Below are 19,162 nucleotides of genomic sequence, written 5' to 3'. Positions count from 1 at the left end.
CATATTTCCCAGGCTCGGTTCAGGAGCCGAGAACCCGTACCAGCAAGGCCGCGTCATCGCTCATGATGGCGTCGGCCTTGCGGTCCATCAGCAGCCGCATGGTCGGCTCGTCATCGATGACCCAGACGTGCACCTGCGCGCCGGCGCGGTGGACCGCCTTGATGAAGCGGCGCGTCGCCACCGGCAAGATGCCCTGCTTCAGCGGCACCTGGACTGCCCAGTAGCCCGCCAGCAGGCGCTTCGGAACCCAGCCCAGCAGGTGGGCGCACAGCCAGATGGCAACCATTTCGCGTTGCCCCGGCGAGCGCCGGATCGGCGCGGAGAGCAGGTGGCCCACCGCGGCGCTGCGCGCCGTGGAGAACGATGCCAGGGCAATCTGCCCGTGGGCTTTCCGTCGCTCGATGAGCTCGGCCAGCGGCCCGATCACGTGCTCGTCCTTGACGTCCAGGTTCAGCGTGGCGTGCCCAAAGGCATCAAGCAGCTCGTCAAGCGTGCACAGCGGCTGCCCGCCGGCGCGGACCTCTGCCAGCTGTGCGTCGGTGAAGCCGTTGAAATTCCCGCTGGCGTCGGTGACCCGATCCAAGGTGTGGTCGTGGAAGAGGTAGACGGTGCCATCCGCCGAGGCGTGCACGTCCGATTCGAAGTGGGTGATGCCCAGTTCCGCGGCGCGCTGGAAGGCGAGCAGCGTATTCTCCTCGTTCCCTGTGCGCACCCCTCGGTGCGAAAAGGCGTAGGTCATTTCAGCAGGTCCTCGATGACTTGGGCTACCCCGTCCTCGGCCAGCGAGGGCGCGCGGAATCGGGCGGAGGCCAGCGTGGTGGGGTGCCCGGAGGACATCGCGTAGCCGTGGCCCGCGTATTCGAGCATTTCGATGTCATTGGGCATGTCGCCGAAGGCCATCACCTCGTCGGCGGCAATGCCCAGGCGCTGGCAGTACTCATGCAGCGTGGTGGCCTTGTGGATATCCACATGTGCCATTTCCAGCAGGGACACGTCGAAGGCCGAATGGGTCACCGAAACCAGTTGGGCCAGCTGCGGCCCGGCCGAGGCATAGAACTTGTCGATCGGCAGGTGCGGGGAGCGGGCAAGGAACTTCACGATGCCCTCGGAATCAATGGAGTCGCTGGTCAGATCCAGCACCGCCTGCACGCCGAAGTTGTGGTGGCGGTCGGCGAATCCATCGCCCAGGTGCAGCCCCTTGGTGGTCTCCGCGGCGAAGGCCGCCTTCGGTTCCAGCTCCAGGATGATTTCGCTCGCCTTGCGCGCGGTGGCCGCGCTGAGCGTGCGCGACCAGATCACCTCATCCTGCTCCAGGTCGTAGAGCACCGCGCCATTGGAGCAGATGACCTTGCCCATCCCGCCGAAGGCCTCGATGATCGGGGTGAGCCAGCGGAAGGGGCGTCCGGTGACGAAGACAATCTGGATGCCGGACTCGCGGGCCTCGATGAAAGCGCGCTTGGTCCGCTCGGAAATGGTGCCGTCCTTGGCGACGATGGTGCCGTCGAGGTCCGACGCGATCAGCTTGATCATCTACAGCTCCTGGCGGCGCGGCGGATTCGCTCCGGCACGCTGCACGGTCACCGCGGCGGCCATGGCCGCGAATTCCAGGGCCTGGGACAACTCGCCAATCTGCAGCTGGTTCAGCTTCTCCCGGTTGGCCGCGCCAATCAGTCCGTGCTCGGCCAGCCAGCACAGCAGCGCCGCGGTGAACGTGTCGCCGGCCCCCACAGTATCGGTCACCTCGACCGAGGGAGCAGTGAATTCGGCGTCGCCGGCGCGGACCACTCCCCAGGAGCCGCGCGAGCCTGCGGTGGAAACCACGATCGCCGGACCCATGTCCAGCCAGGCCCGAGCCGAGTCCTGGACCGAGCGCATCGGGTACAGCCACTTCAAATCGATGCCGGAAACCCGCACCACGTCGGCCTGGCCGACGAAGCGCTCGACCTCGGCGACGGTCTGCGCATGGTTGGTCACCAGCGACGGGCGCAGGTTCGGGTCGTAGCTGATGGTGGCGTGGGTGCGCGCCGCCGAGAGCAGCGGGAGCAGCTCTTCGGGGCTGAACAGGGTGGCGATGGAGCCGGTGTGCACCAGCTCGGCGTCCTGGGCCAGCTCCGGACCGATGGTCGGCATCTGCCAGTAGGCATTGAACGCGAAGGCCGCGCCGCCGGCCGGGTCGAGGATGCCGTGGGCGATGACGGTGGCCTGGTCGTCGGCCCCGCCCAGGTAGGCCACGTTGTTCTCCTGCAGGTACTGCTCGATCTTCCGGCCCTTGTCATCGGCGCCCCAGCGGGAGATCAGGGTCCCCGGGTAGCCCAGCCGGGAGAGCGCCACCGCGACGTTCAGCGGGCTGCCCCCGACGAACTCCTGGGCTGGGGCAATGCCGGAGGCCAGGACGTCAACGAGGGCCTCGCCGATCACCGTCGGGTTCATGCTGCTCCTTCAGTAGTGCAGTGGGGACAGGGCCCGCACGCAGGCAGCCCATTGGCTGCTGTGCGGATCGATCCAGGTGTAGTGGTCGCCGTCGAACAGCGAGAAGCTGTGCTCCTGTCCGAGCGCGGCCGCTTTCTGGGCCGCGATGCGGGCAATTCTTGGCGGAACATCGCCATCGTCCCGTCCATGAAAGATTACGACACGGGCAGGCATTGGCCATAATTCCACCGGATTGCAGGCGCCCAGTGGCGCACCGCCGAGCATCTCCTCCACCGCGCTGTCGCTGAGCTTCAGCCGCTGGGCGGTTTCCAGGTCCAGCACCCCGGCTTGGCTGATCACCTGGGAGACCCGCTGGTCATGGGCTGCCAGCACGCAGGCCAGCTGGGCCCCGGCCGAATGGCCGATGAGCGTGATCGGCCCTTCTTCCTTGACCAGGCCCAGGGCGAGCCGGGCATCGGCCAGCATTTTCGCCGCACTGCCCGGCCCGCGCCGGTATTCGAGGTTGTAGGCGGGAATCCCGCGGGCAGCGAGATCCTGCGCCAAGGGCACGCCGAGGCTGGCCGTGTACTTCTCACGCCAGTATCCGCCGTGGATGATCATCACCGCTCCGCGGGCGGTGATGCGTTCGGGCTCGTAGAACTGGACGTACTGGTCCCGGTGCGCCCCGTAGTGCATGGCTGGCCGCCCGGCTAGTTGCCCGGGAAGACCGGCGAGCGCTTCTCGACGAAGGCGGACCGGCCTTCCACCGAGTCGGCGGTGTGGTAAGCCTGGAGGAACGCGTCGACTTCGCGACCCAGCCCCTGATGCGTGTCCAGCCCGTCCATCGAAACCATGGCGCGCTTGGCAATGGAGATAGCGGTGGGAGAGACCGCCGCGGCTTCTTCGATGGCCGCCACGGCGACGTCGAGCAGCTGCTCAGCGGGGACCACCCGGTTGGCCAGGCCGATGCGCAATGCTTCCTCGGCCTTGATGCGCCGCCCGGTGAAGATCAGCTCGCGGGCCATCGCGTTGCCCACGCGGCGCGGCAGGCGCACCATGCCGCCAAAGCCGGGCACCAGGCCCAGGTTGACTTCCGGCTGGCCGAAGCTGGCCCGCTCGGAGGCGTAGATGAAATCGCAGGCCAGCGCCAGCTCGCAGCCACCGCCCAGGGCGAAGCCATTGACTGCGGCAATGACCGGGACGTGCAGCGACTCCAGGCGCTCGGTCACGGCGTGCATCTGCTTGGCGTAAGCGGTGAACGTGGCCTCGTCCATGGAGTTCATCTGGACGATATTCGCCCCGGCGACAAAGGACTTCTCCCCGGCGCCGGTGATGATCAGTCCGCGGTATTCGTATCCGGTGGTCTCGAACCAGTCCAGGAAGGATTCAAGGTCGTTGACAACCTCTTTTGCCAGTGCGTTCAGCGACTTTGGCTGGTCTACGGTCAGGATGAGGGCCGAGCCTTGGGTGCTCAGGGTGAGGGTATCGAATTGCTTCATACCCCTAACTCTCTCACGTAACCTGCGTCACGTGATGGATTGTCAGTGGCGCTTGCGTGGCTTGGCCTTGGCCCCTTGCGGCTTCTTGGATGGGCTCTTGGCCTGCTGTTTTGCCTTGGCTTTGGCCTTTTCCTTGGCTTTCTTCTGCTCGTTGATGCGCTTGGCCTTCTGCTCCTGGTTGCGCACCGAATTCTGCCGCGAGGAGCTGGCGGTGCGTCCGCGCACGATGCCGATGAATTCCTCGAGCACTGCAGTGTCCTCGGTGGCGGTCGGCCAGGCGATGCCGACCTGGGTTGGCGAGCCGTCTTCGATGAGGCGCACCACCACGTCCTTGCGGGCGAAGAGCCGGGCGATTGACTGCGTGGTGCGCAGCACCTGGGCTCCAGAGGCGACGACCTCCATCGCTACCGGAATGCCGCCCACGGATTGAGGGTAATCGGCCAGGTCCAGTTGCGGAAACGACTCGACGATGTCCAGCGGCACTGATTCCTCGTAGTACTCCACATCGTGGTCCTTGCCCGCGCAGACCACTTCGAGCTCCTCATAGAGCGGGATGACGTGGCGCGTCGCGTCCTTGGGCGAATCCCCGCGGTAGCGCACGAACACCGCGTCGGCCTCGCCGGCGGCCAGCAGGTCCAGGATTTCCCCCTCATCCAGGCGCCAGGCTTTCAGCTCGATGGCCGGATAGCGCTCCTGGAAGCGGTCCATCCATTTGCCGGGGGTGACGCCGGTGACGTAGGCGATTCGAAGTTTCTGCACGGGTTAAGCCTACGCGCTGCCGGGTTAAATGGTGCAGGCGGGCACCGGTGCACCGGTGCCCGCCTGCGCTTGCGCAAGCTTGGAGGCCTACTTGTCGGTCTTCACGACCAGCACGTCGCATGGTGCCGAGTGGGCTACCGAGGAAGCAACGGAACCGAGCACGCGGCCCAGGCCCTTCATGCCGACGTTGCCGACGACGATCATCGAAGCCTTGCGGTCCTCGGCGTCTGAGATCAGCACGTCGCCTGGCTTGCCGTGGCCGGCTGCAGCGGTGACCTTCACGCCTGGAACGGCGTTCTTCACGTCGTTGGCCACGCGCTGTGCGAGCTTGCGGGCCTGCTCTGCGTCGTCCAGGATCCAGGTATCGGAACCGATGGAAACGACCTCGGTGTTATCCGATGCGTGAGCGGTGATGACCACCAGGTCAGCGTCCAGCTTGACGGCGAGTTCTGCGGCGCGGCGGGCAGCGCGCTGTGCGGTTTCGGAACCGTCGACGCCTACGATGATGGTTTCAGACATATTGTTCTCCTTCATATGAGTGATGCTTTAAGTGATGGGTAACACTTTATGGCCTTCAGGCCACTTTTGCTTGCAAAAAGTCCACGGCGCGCTGCCATGCGATGGCCGCCCGCTCGGGATCGTAGTTGCCGGCGGGATTCTCGTCGTTGTGGAACGCATGATTGGCGTCGTAGTAGAAGTACTGGACTTCCGCGCCTGATTCCCGGCGGATCTGCTCTTCCTGGGCCTTGGCCTGCTCTGGCGGATACATCTGGTCCAGGTTCGCGTAATGTCCCTGGATGGCGGCGCGGACACCGGAAAAATTGTTGGGTACGCCCTGGCCGATGCCGTAGAAAGGCACGGCCGCGGCAATCCTATCGCCCTGCTGGGCTGCCATCTGCAGCACGAATCCGCCACCCATGCAGAAGCCGATGACGCCAAGCTTCTGGCTGGTGACATGCTCATTGGCCAGCAGGTAGTCCACTGCACCGCCCAGCAGCTGGGCGCCAACGGCTTCCGGAAGCTCGGACATCATCTGCCCGGCTTCCTCGCCGTCATGCGTGATCCAGCCGCCATAGAGGTCCGGGGCCAGCGCCACGAAACCCTGCGCCGCCAGCCGGTCTGCCACATCGCGGATATGGTCGGTCAGCCCCCACCATTCCTGGATCACAATCACTCCGGGGCCCTTGCCGGACTCGGGCAATGCGAGATAGCCGTGCGCTTGCGTACCTGAAGAAGGGAAAGTCACGTTCTGGTGCGGGGTTTTTTCCGCCATGGCGCCTCCTGTTCTGCGATTCCCTCCAGTTTATGCAGGTCTAGGCGCGATTGGCATTGACCTGCCCCACATTGCGCAAAGTCGTTCTATTTTCCGAGCGTGACCTCTCCGATACATTCCAGCGCGTCTACCACCAGATTCCAGAAGCCTTCGTGGTCCAGGTCCACTGCCACCGAGGTATTGCAGTCGGCGGAAGCCGGCGCACGGAAGTCCGTGACTGTCATTCCCAAGGTCAGCTCGCCACGCAGCTCGACGCTCACCGGCGCCTTGACGGTACGCACCACATCCGGGTCGATCACGTAGGCCACGGCGCACGGGTCATGCACCGGCGGCGCGTCGAAGCCCTGGTGGTCGCGGTAGGCCTGGGCGAAGAAGTCCATCAGCTCGCGCACGAAGGTCGATGGCCCGGTGCCGATCTTCTCGATGCGCTCGACCACCTCGGTGGTGGCCAGCGCCTGGTGGGTCAGGTCCAAGCCGACCATGACCACCGGCCAGGCCTCGTTGAAGACGATGTGCGCTGCCTCGGGGTCGATCTTGATATTGAATTCAGCCACCGCCGACCAGTTGCCGGTGTGGTAGCCGCCGCCCATCAGCACCACTTCGCGCACGCGTTCGACGATGCGCGGTTCCTTCCGGGCGGCCAAGGCGATATTGGTCAAGGCGCCGGTGGGCACCAGGGTGATTTCACCGGGTTCATGGCTCATCACCAGATCGATGATGACGTCCACTGCGTGGCGTTCATCAAGCTCGATGCTCGATTCCGGCTGCGCTGGTCCGTCCATCCCGGAATCCCCGTGGACCTCTCCGGCGGTTTCCACCTCGCGCACCAGCGGGCGGGCGCAGCCTGCCGCGAAGGGAATGCCGGTGATCCCGGCGATGGTGCCGACGGCCAGCGCGTTGGCAGTGACCTTGTCCAGGGTCTGGTTGCCGGCCACGGTGGTCACCGCCAGCAGCTCGATTTTTGGATTGCCATGGGCAAGAATCATTGCCACGGCGTCGTCATGGCCCGGGTCGCAGTCCAAAATGATCTTGCGCGGGGCATTGCTGTCCTGGGTCATGGATTCTTCTTTCGCTCTGCCGGCTGACGGCCGGCAGCTAAGTCGTGGAGGGCGGATAGTCATCCATTGATAATTCTTTCGCGCCCGCGCACTTTCGTCAAGCGCTTAACTAAAAGCGGTGGCGCACCGCGATTCCGACTACGATGGAGCCATGAAGAATGGTGAAAAGTCCGGCAACTCGCGCGCTCCGCGCCGCGTCACCGCAGCAATGGTCGCCGAACACGCCGGCGTTTCTACCGCAACGGTCTCACTTGTTGCCAACGGAAAATCAGCGGGCCGGGTATCGGCCGCGAATGAACAGCGCGTGCGCGAGTCGATTCGCGAGCTGGGCTACTTCGTCGACAGCATCGGCAGCTCGCTGGCCAAGGGCGTCAGCTCGCTGGTCGTCCTGGTGGCCCCGGACATCTCCAACCCGTTCTTCGCCAAGGTCATCGCCGGCGTGCGCTCGGTCCTGGCCAGCGACTACCAGCTGCTGCTCTCGGTCACCGATGCCGGAGTCTCCCCCAGTGCCAGCGAGACCAGGAAGATCATGGGTCTTCGCCCGGCCGGGCTGCTGGTCCATGCCCCGAGCCAGGACTTCCTCGAAGAAATCTCCAGCACCCTTCCCCTGGTGGCCCTGGATGCCCCGGGCATCGATCCGGCGATTCCCGCAGTGAATATGGATGTCGCCCAGGGCGCGCGGGATGTCGCAGCCCATTTCGCCGCACAGGGACACACCAGGGCCGCCTACCTGGATGCGAGCACCGGCACCGAGACCTTGGCCGTGCGCCGCGAAGCGTTCTTGGCAGCGGCCAAGGAATACGGCATCGAGGTCCTGCCTGCTTCTGTCGCCAGCTCGATGATCGACGTCGCCGCGGCTTCGGCGGGTTTCAGCCAGCACTGGCCCACGTGGCGGGAAGCCGGCGTAACCGCGCTGGGATGCGCAACCGACAACCACGCGTTCGGCGTGCTGCATGCCTCCCGCCAGCTTGGCCTCAGCATCCCGCAGCAGCTTGCGGTGGCCGGATTCGACGATCTGCCCTACTCGGCGACTTCCAACCCATCCATCACCACCGTGGAACTCAATGCCCAGGAAGTCGGGCGCCAAGCCGCACTGAAACTGCGTGCGCTGCTCGATGGGAAATCCCCTGATCCACTGCAGACCATGCTGCCAAGTTCACTGGTTGTCCGCGGATCGACACTGGAAAACGCAGGAGGCTAACCGATGAACATGCGCAAATGGCCTGCCAAGGCCACGGCAATCATCGCCCTGCTCGTTGCCCTGGGCCTGATCGTCATGTCCAGCGGAGTGCTCAGCCTCTTTACCGGCCCGCCACCCCCTCCGGGGTCCGGCATCGAATCTGCCGCACGAAGCCTTCCGCTACTGGATGAGCTTTTCGCTCTTTGACACCCCGGGATCGGTGCACGAGGACAAGTCGAAGCAGCACGGGCGGCGCTTGCCATCGCGCAGCTTGGAAATGCTGACATCCACTCGGCGTTCACGCGTGGAAGGGTTCTTGGTCGCTTCGATCCAGCGGACCCATTCCCAGCGGGCCATCGGGGTGAGCCCCGCCCACACCTCTTCCAGATCATCGGCGTCATCCAGGGCTCCGGCCAAGTCCTGCGGGATCCTTGCTTCCGGCCAGGTTCCGGCAACGCGAGCCGCCAATTGCACCTGCTCCCCTGCGTCGGCCGATAGCTGCGGCATCCCCTGGCTATCGAGAGCCAGCCAGTGGCCACGGCGCCCGTCGGGATCAATCACGACCGTATGCCCCTCATGCGCCTGGAGAAGTTCTACCGCGACCTGTCCTCGGCTTGGCAACTTGTCGCTTGATTCCTGGTCGAATCGGAGAATTTTCCGGTCATTGACCAGATCTACAGTTCCCTGCAGTTCGAGGATTTCATTGGATGCTGGCACCAGAATCAGCCCTTTCAGTTGCTTAAGGGCAGTCTATGGCACAGCCGCATCCAGCTTCCACGTGGCTAGACTGCTGTCATGATCCAACGCCCGGTGCTCGTCAGTTCCTGCCTTGCTGGCATCCCTTGCCGCTATAACGGCAAGGCCAAGGCCAACCCGGCGATCGTCGAAGCTGTGGCACGAGGAGATGCTGTTGCTGCCTGCGCCGAGGAATTAGGCGAACTGAGCACCCCGCGCCCGCCAGCAGAGATTTCCGGCGGCGATGGCAACGACGTGCTCGAAGGGCGGGCCGCCGTTCTCGATGTCAACGGCGAGGATGTCAGCCGGCAGTTCGTGGCTGGAGCCCAGAAGGTCGCAGATTTGGTCCAGCGCGAGGGCATCACCGAAGCGATTTTGCAGGATCGCAGCCCTTCCTGCGGCTGCGGGAGCATCTACGATGGCTCGCATTCCGGAAAACTTGTTGCAGGCGATGGGGTGCTGGCTGCGTTGCTGAAGCGCCGGGGCATCAAGGTCAGTGGATCTCCAGCAAGCTGACACACCTTGGAAGATAACGATTCAGTTGCGCTTTTAATCAAGAAAATAACCCTCGATCCGAAGATCAAGGGTTATTTTCCATTTGTGCGCGAGGGGGGACTTGAACCCCCACGACCTTGCGATCACTGGCACCTGAAGCCAGCGCGTCTACCAATTCCGCCACTCGCGCTTATTCTGTTTTCGTTGCCTTCGTTCTTTGCAACAAGAAATAGCTTACACACACATTTTCCGTTCACCTAATCGAAACCCCCATTTGTGGCTAGCGACACATGGGAAACCTTTTTAGTGCCTTTATCGTTGATACTGACGCACTTGAGCCGTTCAAGGATTTTTCGGCATTTGCACAGCTGAAAACAGTAAGATCGAATATGAAGTTCTGCGTTCATAGCTCGGAAAGGATGACCGCAGGCTCGTAATAACCAGCCATGGACCCTAAGGAAGGAGCACGAATAATGGGCTTTCTCGACAATGTCGAACGCGGCTTAGAGAAGGTCGTCACTAGCTTCTTTCGTGGCACCAGCACCGCAGATCTAAAGCCAGTCGAACTGACTACCGCGCTACGCAATGACATGGACCGCGGAATCATGCCGATTAGCGAAGGCCGCAGCCTTGCGGCCAATGACTTCGTAGTCTCGCTGAGCACCAAGGACTACAACACCGCCAAGGGCTGGGGCCAGGGTGTCGTCAATGAAATGGCAAAGGTCACCGCCGAGCATGCCGCCACCCAGGACTATTCAGTTCATGGCGACATCATGATCCATTTCGTCTCCAATGATGATTTCAAGCCCGGTGAGATGGAAATCTCCAGCTCGGTCAAGGAATCCAGCTCACGCCCAGCGGCTTCGGCACCGGTCAAGGAGCGGGCATCCGCGCCAGCGGCACCGGCAGCTCCATCAGCAACCCCTCCAACCACCGCGCAGCCACGCCCAACGGTGCGTCCGATTGCAGAGATCCCCAAGAGGCCCGTGCAGAAGCAGGCCATCCTTGAGGTTGCCGGTCAGAGGTACGCCCTGCATCACCACTCGATCGTGCTGGGCCGTTCGGCCAGCACCGATATTCCGGTGGACGACTCCGGCGTTTCCCGGCAGCACGCTCGTGTCGAAACCCGTGGCAAGACCAGTTTCGTCGTCACCGATCTGGGTTCAACCAATGGAACCTACGTGGACGGCAAGAAGATTTCGGAAGAAACCCGTATATTTGACGGTTCGGTCATTACTATCGGACAGACGAAAATCGTCTTCCGGCTGATTACCTCGAACAACGGAGGCCGCGCGTGAACGATCTGGTTCTAAGCCTGTTCCGATTGGGCTTTTTGGTCCTCATCTGGCTGCTCGTTTTAAGCGTTGTCGGATCGATGCGCCGCGACTTGGCTATCGGTTCACGGGCCCGCACCGGCAAGCCCAGCGCTCGTGAACTGAAGAAGAACCCGGAACTGGCGGAACCAGAAGTCCCCGCGCGCAAGGCGGCCACCTCATTGGAAGTCGTCGAGGGCCCGCTGGCTGGCAGCAGCATTCCGCTACGCGGCCAGCCGATCATGTTCGGCCGCGCCCAGGATGCCACCGTAGTTCTCGATGACGACTACGCTTCGGGACGCCATGCCCGCCTATTCCCCCAGGGATCACGCTGGTTCATCGAGGATCTCGGTTCAACCAACGGCACCTTCGTGGGTGACAACCAGCTCTCACGCGCCCAGGCAGTGGAGCCCGGCCAGCGAATCCGCATCGGGAAGACTGTCCTGGAATTGAAGGCCTAGCCTATGGCCCTCAAACTCAAATTTGCCGCGAAATCCGACGTTGGCCGGGTGCGCAAGAAGAATGACGACTCGGCCTATGCCGGCGAGTACCTGGCGGTCCTTGCCGACGGCATGGGCGGACACGTCGGCGGCGACGTCGCTTCGGCCTCTACCGTGCTCGATCTGGTGCATCTGGACCACGAAGCCACCGCGGATCCGCAGAATGCGTTGCCGGACGAAATCCAGGCCGCCAATCTGGTGCTCAATGAACTCGTCGGCGCCAATCCGAAGCTGTCGGGCATGGGCACGACCGTCACTTCCCTGCTGCTCTCGGGCGACACCTTGCACATGGCGCACATCGGCGACTCCCGCGCCTACCGCTTGAAGCACGGTGAGTTCGAGCAGATCAGCAAGGACCACACCTTTGTCCAGCGGCTCGTCGACGAAGGCCGCATCAAGCCGGCCGAAGCCGAGGTCCACCCGCATAAGAATGTGCTTTTGCGCGTGCTCGGCGACTCGGACGCGTCTCCCGAGCTGGATGTCGAGAGATTCACGGCAGAACCGGGCGAACGCTGGATGCTGTGCTCCGACGGACTCACCGACGCGGTGCCGGTTCCGGTGATCGAGCAGATTATCCGCACCACCGCCGACATGGATGAAGCGGTCAACGACCTGGTTGCCATCACGCTGAAGAATGGCGCGCCGGATAATGTCACCGTGGTGATGTTCGAGGTCATCGAGAACTCCGCCCTTGACGGCGAAGCGCCGGCCGAGCCGGAGCCCGCGCCGGATACCGGCCAGCTCACCATCGCCGCCGAAGGAGATGTCGAAGCCAGCGCATCGCTGCTTCGCCATGAGATTTCCCAGCGCCCCCACCTGCTGGTGGGCGCAGCCCAGCTGGCAACGCAGACCGGGCAAATCCCGGTGGTTACCCAGCACACCGGCGAACGACGCGCTGCAGCCTTGCTGACCCACCGTTCCCCGGCTGCCGGCGAGGTGCTCGATCCGCTGGAAGCTCCGGTGCAGCATCGACGCTGGCTGATGCCGATCCTGCTGACCCTCACGGCCTTCCTCGTCGTAGCCCTGGCCGTCTGGGGCTACATGTGGACCCAAACCCAGTACTTCGTGGGCGCCGTCGATGGCAAGGTCGCCATCTACAAGGGCGTCCCGCAAGAACTTGGGCCGATCTCGCTCTCCGAAGTCGACACCGTCAGCAAGGTGCCGCTGGAAGCCCTGCCGGAGTATTCGCGCCAGCGCGTTGAGTCGACCATCTCGGCCGAGAACCAGCAGCATGCCCAGATGATCATCCAGGAACTTCTGGTCACCGCGAAGCAGAACTGCCCGGTCACCGTTCCCGGATCCTCGGATTCCGCCAACCAGCTCGAACTGCCCGCCTACTGCCAGGAGATAATGCAATGACCGAAGTGCAAACCGCACCGGTGCCTCGGCGCAATCTCGAGCTGCTGCTGGTGCTTCTTGCCCTGTGCGTCGGAGGTGCCGCGTTCTATCTTGTCGGCAGCTCCACCGAGGACGTCGACAATACCGATTTCTACGTGCAGATGAGCATCCTGGCGGGGCTGTCCCTCACGGTCCACGTGCTGCTGCGCATCTTCGCAAAATATGCTGACCCGGTAATACTTCCGATCACGATTGCGTTGAACTCCCTTGGCCTAGCCATGATTCACCGCATTGACTTGGCAAAAGGAACTTCGCAGTCGGCTCGCCAGCTGCTGTGGACAGCCATTGCAATCGTCATTGCATCGGTAGTCCTCTGGGCCATCAAAGATCACCGGATACTGCGGCGCTTCACCTATATTGCCCTGCTGGCATCCATTGTCCTGCTCTTGCTTCCGCTGATTCCAGGGCTCGGCGTAACCATTAACGGCGCCCGGATCTGGATCCGCATGGGAATGTTCTCCTTGCAGCCAGGCGAACTCGCGAAGATCACCCTGTCGATCTTCTTCGCCGGGTATCTCTCGTCGAACCGCGACTTGATCCTGATGGCCGGACGCAAATTCGGGCCGCTGCAGCTGCCTCGCCTGCGCGACATGGCTCCGATGGTGATTGCCTGGCTGCTGTCCATCGGCGTGCTCGTGGTGCAGCGCGACCTCGGCTCCGCGATCCTCTTCTTCGGCCTGTTCATCGTGATGATCTATGTGGCCACTGCCCGGATCTCCTGGGTGCTCATTGGCGCCTTGATGGTTGTCGCCGGCGGCGTGGTCGCGGGCCTGACCATGGGCCACGTGACCCGCCGCCTGGACGTGTGGCTAAATGCCTTCGACCCTGAGATCTACCAGGCCACAGGCGGCAGCATGCAGATCGTCGAGGGCCTGTTCGGCATGGCCGACGGCGGCCTGTTCGGCACCGGCCTGGGCGCTGGTTCGCCATACCGGGTGCCGCTGGCCAACTCGGACATGATCATTGCCTCCTTCGGGGAGGAAATCGGCCTGATCGGCGTGTCAGCGATCATCCTGCTCTACATGCTGCTGATCTCCCGCGGCCTGCGTGCCGCCCTGGGGTCTGCCGATAGCTTCGGCAAGCTGCTGGCTGCCGGGTTAGCCTTCACCCTGGGCCTGCAGTGCATCGTGATCATCGGCGGCGTTACCCGGCTGATCCCGCTGACCGGCCTGGCCACGCCATTCATGGCAGCTGGCGGCTCCTCGCTGCTGGCGAACTGGATCATCATCTCGCTGCTGCTATTGATCTCCCACAACTCGCGCCGCCCGAAGACCGGCGGCGTAGGACCAACCGATGAATTCGCATCTGCCAGCACGACCCTTACCTCAAGCACCAAGGCGGTGACGAAGAAGTGAATCATGCAATCAAGCGCGTTTGGGTTGCGCTAACCGTCCTGTTCGTCATCTGCCTGGGCGGTTTGAGCTATATCCAGTTCTTCGACGCCGAGTCGCTCTCGGAGAATGCGCTGAACAAGCGTGAGCTCTACCGCGAGTTCGACCTGCCCCGCGGGGCGATCCTGGTTGACGGCAAGCCGATTGCCGAATCGGTACCGACCGATGACGGCCAATTCGAATTCCAGCGCGTGTACAACGACGCGGAAACCTACGCCCACCTGACTGGCTACTATTCGCTGGCCAACGGCACCACTCAGCTCGAATCGCAGTTGAATGACTGGTTGACCGGCACGAGCTCGGATCTGCTCTTCGACCGGCTCTCTGCCATGTTCACCGGCACCCGTTCCGAGGGCGCCTCGGTCGAGCTGACCATTGACGGCCAGCTGCAGAAGACTGCCTTCGAAGCGATCCCTGAGGGCCTGAAGGCCACGATCATCGTGACCAATCCGAAGACCGGCGACATCCTGGCAATGGCTTCCAAGCCTAGCTATAACACGAACCGGCTGGCGGTGCACTCGACCGCCAAGGCGGCCGAGAACCTGAAGGAAATCAGCAACATCGATGGCCTGAGCCCCTACCGGAACCCGGCCATTAGTGATCTGGTAACCCCTGGCTCCTCGTTCAAGATCATCAGCACCGTCGCGGCTTTGGAATCCGGCAAGTTCGATATGGAGACCCCCATCGACAACCCGGTCTCGAAGAATTATCCGCATACGAATACACCGCTGAACAACTTCAGCGAGGGCATCTGCGCGCGTGACACCCGCGCGAAGCTCGAGTTCATCTTTGCCCAGAGCTGCAACACCCCGTTCATCGAGATCAGCCAGACCGTCGGCAAGGATGCCTTCACCGAGGTGGCCGAGCGCTTCGGCTACGGCCAGCAGCTGAGCATCCCGCAGAATGTCGTGCCGAGCGAGTTCCCGTCGGCCGAGGCATCTGAAGCAGACATGGCAAAGATGGCCATCGGTGAATGGAACAACAAAGCCACTCCGCTGCAGATGAACATGGTTGCCATGGCCATCGCCAACGACGGCGTGATCATGAAGCCGAACTTGATCGACAAGGTCATTGCGCCGGATCTGCGGGTGATCGAGGATCCGAAGCCGGAGAAGTTCTCCACGGCCACCACCCCGGAAGTTGCCGAACAGCTTACCGAGCTGATGGAAGGCCCGGTGCTGCGCGGTACAGCGATGAACGCCCGCGTTCCCGGCGTGGATTTCCGCGCCAAGACCGGCACCGCACAGCGGCCTTCACCTGAAGGCGGACCACGCATGGTGAATTCCTGGATGACCGGTTTCGCGCCGGCCGATGATCCGCAGGTGGCCATCACGGTCAATATCCAAGACGTAGATTACGACACCGGCCACAACACGGCGGGTGCACTGATGAAGACGATGTTAGAGGCGGTGTTCAACAAGTGAGGCCAGTAACCGGCACCACCTTGGGCGGTCGTTACAAGCTGACCGATCGCATTGCGATCGGCGGCATGGGCGAAGTTTGGAAGGCGCGAGACCAGGTCCTTGGACGTCTGGTAGCGATCAAGATCCTCAAAGAGGAATACACCGACAACGAGAGCTTCCTGACGCGTTTCCGCGTGGAAGCACGCCACACCGCTCTGCTGAATCACCCCGGCATCGCTGGCGTCTTCGACTACGGCGAGGAACAGGGATCCGCCTATCTGGTGATGGAACTCGTTCCCGGCCCGCCGCTGTCCACCATCATTGAACGAGAGCGCAAGCTCGAGGTGGACCGCACACTCTCGCTGATCGCGCAGACCGCCCGCGCGCTAGCAGCAGCCCACGAGCACGGCCTGGTGCACCGCGATGTGAAGCCGGGCAACATCCTGGTGATGCCTTCGGGCGTCGTCAAGATCACCGACTTCGGCATTGCCCGCCTTGCCGACCAGGTTCCGCTGACCGCCACCGGACAGGTCATGGGCACCGCCCAGTACCTGGCTCCGGAACAGGCCACCGGCCAGATTGCCACCGGCAGCTCCGACATCTACGCCTTGGGCGTCATCGGCTACGAGTGCCTGGCAGGACGGCGTCCGTTCACCGGCGAATCGCAGATCGCCATTGCCCTGGCACAGGTCAACGACGCTCCCCCTGCCCTGCCCGACACCATCCCGGCCCCGGTTCGCCAGCTGATCATGTCGATGCTGGCCAAGAACCCGTCGGAACGCCCGAAGGATGCAACCGCACTGGCGAAGGCCGCAGATGCGCTGCGCGCCGGCGACACCAATACCGCTACCTTGGCGGTTCCCGGCATGCTGGCCACCGGTATCGCCACCGACGCGACCCAAGTGGTCAACATGGATGACGATGCCACCCAGGCGGTGCCGCAGGCCGATTCCGCCCCGACCATGACCAATGCCATGCCCACCGTGGTGGAACCTGCCCGCAATGCCAGCGGCTTCTCCGGTTCCAGCGCCGCTGCCGGCGGATTCGATGACGAGGACGTGGATACCCAGGATCCTGCTCGCGAGGCTGGCGCCAAGCGCAGCCCGTGGCTGGTCCCGCTGATCGTGATCATCGCGCTGGCTGCGGTGATCGCCTTGCTGGCATGGCTGATCCCTGCCATGAGCAGCGACAATGACAACCAGCCGACGTCGTCGCCGACGCAGAGCACCGAGCTGTCCGATTCCTCGTCTCCAACCGAGGAATCGACCGAGCCGACCGAGGAAACCACCGAAGCCTCGGAGACCTCCGACTCCCCATCGCCGACCCCCAGTGAAACCGTCACCTATGTAGATGTTCCGGCGTCGCTGATCGGCCAGGATATCGACACTGTGACCGCGGAACTCGAGGGCAAGGGCCTGGTCGTTGACGCGACCCCGCAAGAAACCAGCGAGTACGAGCCGCGCGAAGTGATTTCCCTGAACCCTACCGGCAGTGTTGCACAAGGCGAAACCGTTTCGGTGACCTATGCCATGGCCCCTGAAACCGTTGGCGTGCCATCGGTGACCGGCATGAGCTTCGAAGCCGCGCAGAAGCGCATCCAGGACGCTGGACTGGCCGTGGCCAAGGGCGAGGAACGCCCCGACCCATCCGTCGCCGGCACCGTGCTGGCGCAGGACGTTCCCGCCGGCAGCGAAGTCGAGCCGGGCACCACGATCACCCTGGATATTTCCACGGGTCCAGAAGAAACCGAGCCAACCGGGTCCGCCACCGAGTCGGCATCTGAATCCCCAGAAGCCGCAGAGCCGGAGCAAAGCGAAGCGCCATGAGTGAAGTCGAAGCTTTGCCTCCTGGCTTGCCGCGAATGATCAACGACCGCTATGAGATCGAATCGCTGATTGGCCGTGGCGGCATGGCGGATGTGTATCTCGCCACCGACCACGTGCTGTCGCGCAAGGTGGCGGTCAAGGTGCTGCGCCCGGATACCGCCGGCAACCCCATGGTGGTCAATAGATTCCGCCGTGAGGCCAAGGCCGTCGCTGGCCTGAGCCACCCGAATATCGTTGCCGTGTACGACACCGGCGAGCTGCCCGCCACCGAGTACAACCGTGAACGCCTGCCATTCATGGTGATGGAATACGTGACCGGACGTACCCTGAAGCAGGTAATCGCTGCGGGCGATGTCGATGGCTCCGTGGCAGTGCACATCACCCGCGGCGTTTGCGATGCCCTGGATCATTCGCACAACAACAACGTCGTCCACCGCGATATCAAGCCGGCCAATGTGATGGTGACCGATTCCGGCCACGTGAAGCTGATGGATTTCGGCATTGCCCGTGCCTTGGATACGTCGGCAACCATGACGCAGACCGCTGCCGTAGTGGGGACAGCCCAGTATTTCTCGCCCGAGCAGGCCCGCGGCGAACAGGTCGATTTCCGTTCGGACATCTACTCGGTTGGCTGCCTGTTCTACGAGCTGGTGACCCACCAGCCTCCATTTACCGGCGATTCGCCGGTGTCGGTCGCCTACCAGCACGTTGGCGAGATTCCCTCGGCGCCAAGCGAGGTCAAGCACGGCGTCGACCCGATCTTCGACCCAATTGTCGCCAAGGTCCTCTCCAAGGAACGCGACGACCGGTTCCAGAGCGCCGGAGCTTTCGCCTCGGCGTTGGAGGATGCGCTGAACGGCATCGAATTCCATGATGACGAGCCGGAGCCATCCACCTACACCTTGCCGATTTACGGCACCCACCATGAGGCTGAAACCGGCTTCATCGCGCAGTCTGCGCCACGAACGAGCCAGCACCCGGTCTTCGTGGAAGACGAGGCACCTGAACCGCCTGCACGGCACAAGTCCAACCGCGGCCTGATCATCTTGCTGACAGTCATCGCCCTGATTGCCGTGGGCATCGCCAGCTTCCTGGTGATCCGCTCGATCCAGGCGGAAGCTGAAAAGCGTGCCCCGATCGCAGTACCCGAGGTCCTTGAAATGTCCGAGGACGACGCAAGGGAATTGCTGCGCGATAACACCTTCCAGGTGCGTGTAGAGCGCGAATTCAGCGATGACGTAGAACAGGGCAAGGCGACCCGTACCGATCCGGAAGCAGGATCCATGGTCGCCAAGGAGTCCACGGTCGCCCTGTACATCTCCGACGGCTCAGAGCAGCGCACGATTCCCGAGGATCTGGCGAACCAGTCCGAGACAGCTGCCCGCGATGCCCTGCGCGAAGCAGGCCTGGAAGTTGGCGAAGTCAGCCGGGAGAACTCTGCAACGGTTCCCACCGACTGGGTCATCGGCACCAGCCCTGAGCTGGGGTCCAAGGTGAAGGCCGGCAGCGAAGTCGATTTGATCCTGTCTACCGGCATGGTGACCGTTCCGGTGGTGACCGAGATGAGCCGCGAGGAAGCTGAAGAAAAGCTCTCGGCAGATGATGTCGGGCTGGAAGTCCAGTTCGTTGAGGTGGAAACCGATGACTACGCCGAGGGAACACTGTTCAAGCAGTCCCCCGAAGCCTCCGAGGACGTGCCCCAGGGAAGCCTGGTGAAGATTTCCGTGGCCAAGGCACCGCCAGCGCCCGAGCCTTCCGAAGAACCATCGTCTAGCGAGTCCGAATCATCGGATCCATCCGAATCCGATGATCCAACCGAGGATGCTTCGCCAACCAGCGATTCCCCGGCTCCTCCCAACGGGAATGGCCGGCCAGACCGGACCGGACCACCACGGGAAAAGGACTGAGACTAGCCGTCAGCCA

Annotated in this window: 20 protein-coding genes and 1 tRNA gene; 10 read left to right on the top strand and 11 right to left on the bottom strand. The window is 63.0% G+C overall.

Annotation, left to right across the window (positions count from 1 at the left end; all coding sequences use genetic code 11):
- Positions 1 to 19 precede the first annotated feature (19 nt).
- From ACR9WD_RS00230 to ACR9WD_RS00190, 9 genes are all read right to left on the bottom strand, one after another.
- Positions 20 to 739, bottom strand: a complete 720-nt coding sequence (locus ACR9WD_RS00230; RefSeq protein ID WP_038992693.1) for a glycerophosphodiester phosphodiesterase family protein — start codon at positions 737 to 739, stop codon at positions 20 to 22.
- A complete protein-coding gene (locus tag ACR9WD_RS00225) occupies positions 736 to 1,530 on the bottom strand; it encodes an HAD family hydrolase (RefSeq protein WP_121865889.1) in 795 nt (264 codons plus the stop codon). Before ACR9WD_RS00225 ends, ACR9WD_RS00230 begins: the two co-directional genes overlap by 4 nt.
- Positions 1,531 to 2,430, bottom strand: a complete 900-nt coding sequence (locus tag ACR9WD_RS00220; protein WP_038992695.1) for a PfkB family carbohydrate kinase — start codon at positions 2,428 to 2,430, stop codon at positions 1,531 to 1,533.
- 9 nt (positions 2,431 to 2,439) lie between these two features.
- Positions 2,440 to 3,105, bottom strand: coding sequence for an alpha/beta hydrolase (locus ACR9WD_RS00215; RefSeq protein WP_052253932.1), 666 nt, complete (start codon positions 3,103 to 3,105; stop codon positions 2,440 to 2,442).
- Positions 3,106 to 3,119: 14 nt separating this feature from the next.
- Complete coding sequence (locus ACR9WD_RS00210; RefSeq protein ID WP_052253933.1) at positions 3,120 to 3,908, bottom strand: enoyl-CoA hydratase/isomerase family protein; 789 nt, start codon at positions 3,906 to 3,908, stop codon at positions 3,120 to 3,122.
- A 42-nt stretch (positions 3,909 to 3,950) separates the two neighbouring features.
- On the bottom strand, positions 3,951 to 4,667 hold the full coding sequence (locus ACR9WD_RS00205; RefSeq protein WP_073707202.1) for a LysR family transcriptional regulator substrate-binding protein: 717 nt from the start codon (positions 4,665 to 4,667) through the stop codon (positions 3,951 to 3,953).
- A gap of 87 nt (positions 4,668 to 4,754) precedes the next feature.
- A complete protein-coding gene (locus ACR9WD_RS00200; RefSeq protein WP_073707201.1) occupies positions 4,755 to 5,186 on the bottom strand; it encodes a universal stress protein in 432 nt (143 codons plus the stop codon).
- A 55-nt stretch (positions 5,187 to 5,241) separates the two neighbouring features.
- The gene (locus tag ACR9WD_RS00195; protein ID WP_073707200.1) at positions 5,242 to 5,940 is read right to left on the bottom strand and encodes a dienelactone hydrolase family protein; all 699 of its coding nucleotides are present in this window, start codon (positions 5,938 to 5,940) and stop codon (positions 5,242 to 5,244) included.
- An 86-nt stretch (positions 5,941 to 6,026) separates the two neighbouring features.
- Positions 6,027 to 6,998 (bottom strand): nucleoside hydrolase, encoded by a 972-nt coding sequence (locus ACR9WD_RS00190; RefSeq protein ID WP_073707199.1) that lies wholly within the window; start codon positions 6,996 to 6,998, stop codon positions 6,027 to 6,029.
- A gap of 151 nt (positions 6,999 to 7,149) precedes the next feature.
- Between ACR9WD_RS00190 and ACR9WD_RS00185 the strand changes: the two genes are divergently transcribed.
- Together ACR9WD_RS00185 and ACR9WD_RS00180 are read left to right on the top strand one after the other, a co-directional pair.
- Positions 7,150 to 8,199 (top strand): LacI family DNA-binding transcriptional regulator, encoded by a 1,050-nt coding sequence (locus ACR9WD_RS00185; RefSeq protein ID WP_434922462.1) that lies wholly within the window; start codon positions 7,150 to 7,152, stop codon positions 8,197 to 8,199.
- A gap of 3 nt (positions 8,200 to 8,202) precedes the next feature.
- Complete coding sequence (locus ACR9WD_RS00180; protein WP_434922461.1) at positions 8,203 to 8,385, top strand: hypothetical protein; 183 nt, start codon at positions 8,203 to 8,205, stop codon at positions 8,383 to 8,385.
- Here ACR9WD_RS00180 and ACR9WD_RS00175 read toward each other — a convergent pair.
- A complete protein-coding gene (locus tag ACR9WD_RS00175) occupies positions 8,359 to 8,895 on the bottom strand; it encodes a YdeI/OmpD-associated family protein (RefSeq protein ID WP_434922460.1) in 537 nt (178 codons plus the stop codon). The two genes, ACR9WD_RS00180 and ACR9WD_RS00175, sit on opposite strands and share 27 nt — an antisense overlap.
- A gap of 78 nt (positions 8,896 to 8,973) precedes the next feature.
- Here ACR9WD_RS00175 and ACR9WD_RS00170 point away from each other — a divergent pair, with 78 nt between their 5' ends.
- On the top strand, positions 8,974 to 9,429 hold the full coding sequence (locus ACR9WD_RS00170; protein WP_038992703.1) for a DUF523 domain-containing protein: 456 nt from the start codon (positions 8,974 to 8,976) through the stop codon (positions 9,427 to 9,429).
- An 85-nt stretch (positions 9,430 to 9,514) separates the two neighbouring features.
- On the opposite strand, the gene ACR9WD_RS00165 is transcribed toward ACR9WD_RS00170, so the two are convergent.
- Positions 9,515 to 9,598 (bottom strand) — tRNA-Leu (locus ACR9WD_RS00165).
- Between the two features lie 283 nt (positions 9,599 to 9,881).
- On the opposite strand from ACR9WD_RS00165, the gene ACR9WD_RS00160 reads away from it, so the two are divergent.
- Genes ACR9WD_RS00160 through pknB form a run of 7 tightly spaced genes read left to right on the top strand, consistent with a single transcriptional unit; the run spans position 9,882 to position 19,146 of the window.
- Positions 9,882 to 10,706: an FhaA domain-containing protein gene (locus tag ACR9WD_RS00160; protein WP_038992705.1), complete on the top strand. Its 825-nt coding sequence runs from the start codon at positions 9,882 to 9,884 to the stop codon at positions 10,704 to 10,706.
- Positions 10,703 to 11,182 carry an FHA domain-containing protein FhaB/FipA gene (locus tag ACR9WD_RS00155; RefSeq protein WP_038992707.1) on the top strand — a complete coding sequence of 160 codons (480 nt, stop codon included), beginning with the start codon at positions 10,703 to 10,705 and terminating at the stop codon, positions 11,180 to 11,182. The genes ACR9WD_RS00160 and ACR9WD_RS00155 overlap by 4 nt, the downstream gene beginning before the upstream one ends.
- 3 nt (positions 11,183 to 11,185) lie before the next feature.
- Complete coding sequence (locus ACR9WD_RS00150; protein ID WP_038992709.1) at positions 11,186 to 12,580, top strand: PP2C family protein-serine/threonine phosphatase; 1,395 nt, start codon at positions 11,186 to 11,188, stop codon at positions 12,578 to 12,580.
- A complete protein-coding gene (locus ACR9WD_RS00145; RefSeq protein ID WP_434922459.1) occupies positions 12,577 to 13,974 on the top strand; it encodes an FtsW/RodA/SpoVE family cell cycle protein in 1,398 nt (465 codons plus the stop codon). Before ACR9WD_RS00150 ends, ACR9WD_RS00145 begins: the two co-directional genes overlap by 4 nt.
- Entirely contained in the window at positions 13,971 to 15,434 is a 1,464-nt protein-coding gene (locus ACR9WD_RS00140) for a peptidoglycan D,D-transpeptidase FtsI family protein (protein WP_190264357.1), read from the top strand. Before ACR9WD_RS00145 ends, ACR9WD_RS00140 begins: the two co-directional genes overlap by 4 nt.
- Positions 15,431 to 17,239: a protein kinase domain-containing protein gene (locus ACR9WD_RS00135; protein ID WP_038992714.1), complete on the top strand. Its 1,809-nt coding sequence runs from the start codon at positions 15,431 to 15,433 to the stop codon at positions 17,237 to 17,239. Before ACR9WD_RS00140 ends, ACR9WD_RS00135 begins: the two co-directional genes overlap by 4 nt.
- Positions 17,236 to 19,146 (top strand): Stk1 family PASTA domain-containing Ser/Thr kinase, encoded by a 1,911-nt coding sequence (gene pknB, locus ACR9WD_RS00130; RefSeq protein ID WP_073707193.1) that lies wholly within the window; start codon positions 17,236 to 17,238, stop codon positions 19,144 to 19,146. The genes ACR9WD_RS00135 and pknB overlap by 4 nt, the downstream gene beginning before the upstream one ends.
- Positions 19,147 to 19,162 lie beyond the last annotated feature (16 nt).

This window comes from Glutamicibacter sp. PAEs-4, assembly GCF_051161755.1.
Classification (GTDB): Bacteria; Actinomycetota; Actinomycetes; order Actinomycetales; family Micrococcaceae; genus Glutamicibacter; species Glutamicibacter nicotianae.
This window is presented reverse-complemented; position numbering and strand designations above follow the sequence as displayed.

Excerpts from the sequence above, each read along its gene's own strand:
- ACR9WD_RS00230 (WP_038992693.1), bottom strand. The coding sequence starts at position 739 with ATGACCTACGCCTTTTCGCACCGAGGGGTGCGCACAGGGAACGAGGAG.
- ACR9WD_RS00225 (WP_121865889.1), bottom strand. The coding sequence starts at position 1,530 with ATGATCAAGCTGATCGCGTCGGACCTCGACGGCACCATCGTCGCCAAG.
- ACR9WD_RS00220 (WP_038992695.1), bottom strand. The coding sequence starts at position 2,430 with ATGAACCCGACGGTGATCGGCGAGGCCCTCGTTGACGTCCTGGCCTCC.
- ACR9WD_RS00215 (WP_052253932.1), bottom strand. The coding sequence starts at position 3,105 with ATGCACTACGGGGCGCACCGGGACCAGTACGTCCAGTTCTACGAGCCC.
- ACR9WD_RS00210 (WP_052253933.1), bottom strand. The coding sequence starts at position 3,908 with ATGAAGCAATTCGATACCCTCACCCTGAGCACCCAAGGCTCGGCCCTC.
- ACR9WD_RS00200 (WP_073707201.1), bottom strand. The coding sequence starts at position 5,186 with ATGTCTGAAACCATCATCGTAGGCGTCGACGGTTCCGAAACCGCACAG.
- ACR9WD_RS00195 (WP_073707200.1), bottom strand. The coding sequence starts at position 5,940 with ATGGCGGAAAAAACCCCGCACCAGAACGTGACTTTCCCTTCTTCAGGT.
- ACR9WD_RS00190 (WP_073707199.1), bottom strand. The coding sequence starts at position 6,998 with ATGACCCAGGACAGCAATGCCCCGCGCAAGATCATTTTGGACTGCGAC.
- ACR9WD_RS00185 (WP_434922462.1), top strand. The coding sequence starts at position 7,150 with ATGAAGAATGGTGAAAAGTCCGGCAACTCGCGCGCTCCGCGCCGCGTC.
- ACR9WD_RS00180 (WP_434922461.1), top strand. The coding sequence starts at position 8,203 with ATGAACATGCGCAAATGGCCTGCCAAGGCCACGGCAATCATCGCCCTG.
- ACR9WD_RS00170 (WP_038992703.1), top strand. The coding sequence starts at position 8,974 with ATGATCCAACGCCCGGTGCTCGTCAGTTCCTGCCTTGCTGGCATCCCT.
- ACR9WD_RS00160 (WP_038992705.1), top strand. The coding sequence starts at position 9,882 with ATGGGCTTTCTCGACAATGTCGAACGCGGCTTAGAGAAGGTCGTCACT.
- ACR9WD_RS00150 (WP_038992709.1), top strand. The coding sequence starts at position 11,186 with ATGGCCCTCAAACTCAAATTTGCCGCGAAATCCGACGTTGGCCGGGTG.
- ACR9WD_RS00145 (WP_434922459.1), top strand. The coding sequence starts at position 12,577 with ATGACCGAAGTGCAAACCGCACCGGTGCCTCGGCGCAATCTCGAGCTG.
- pknB (WP_073707193.1), top strand. The coding sequence starts at position 17,236 with ATGAGTGAAGTCGAAGCTTTGCCTCCTGGCTTGCCGCGAATGATCAAC.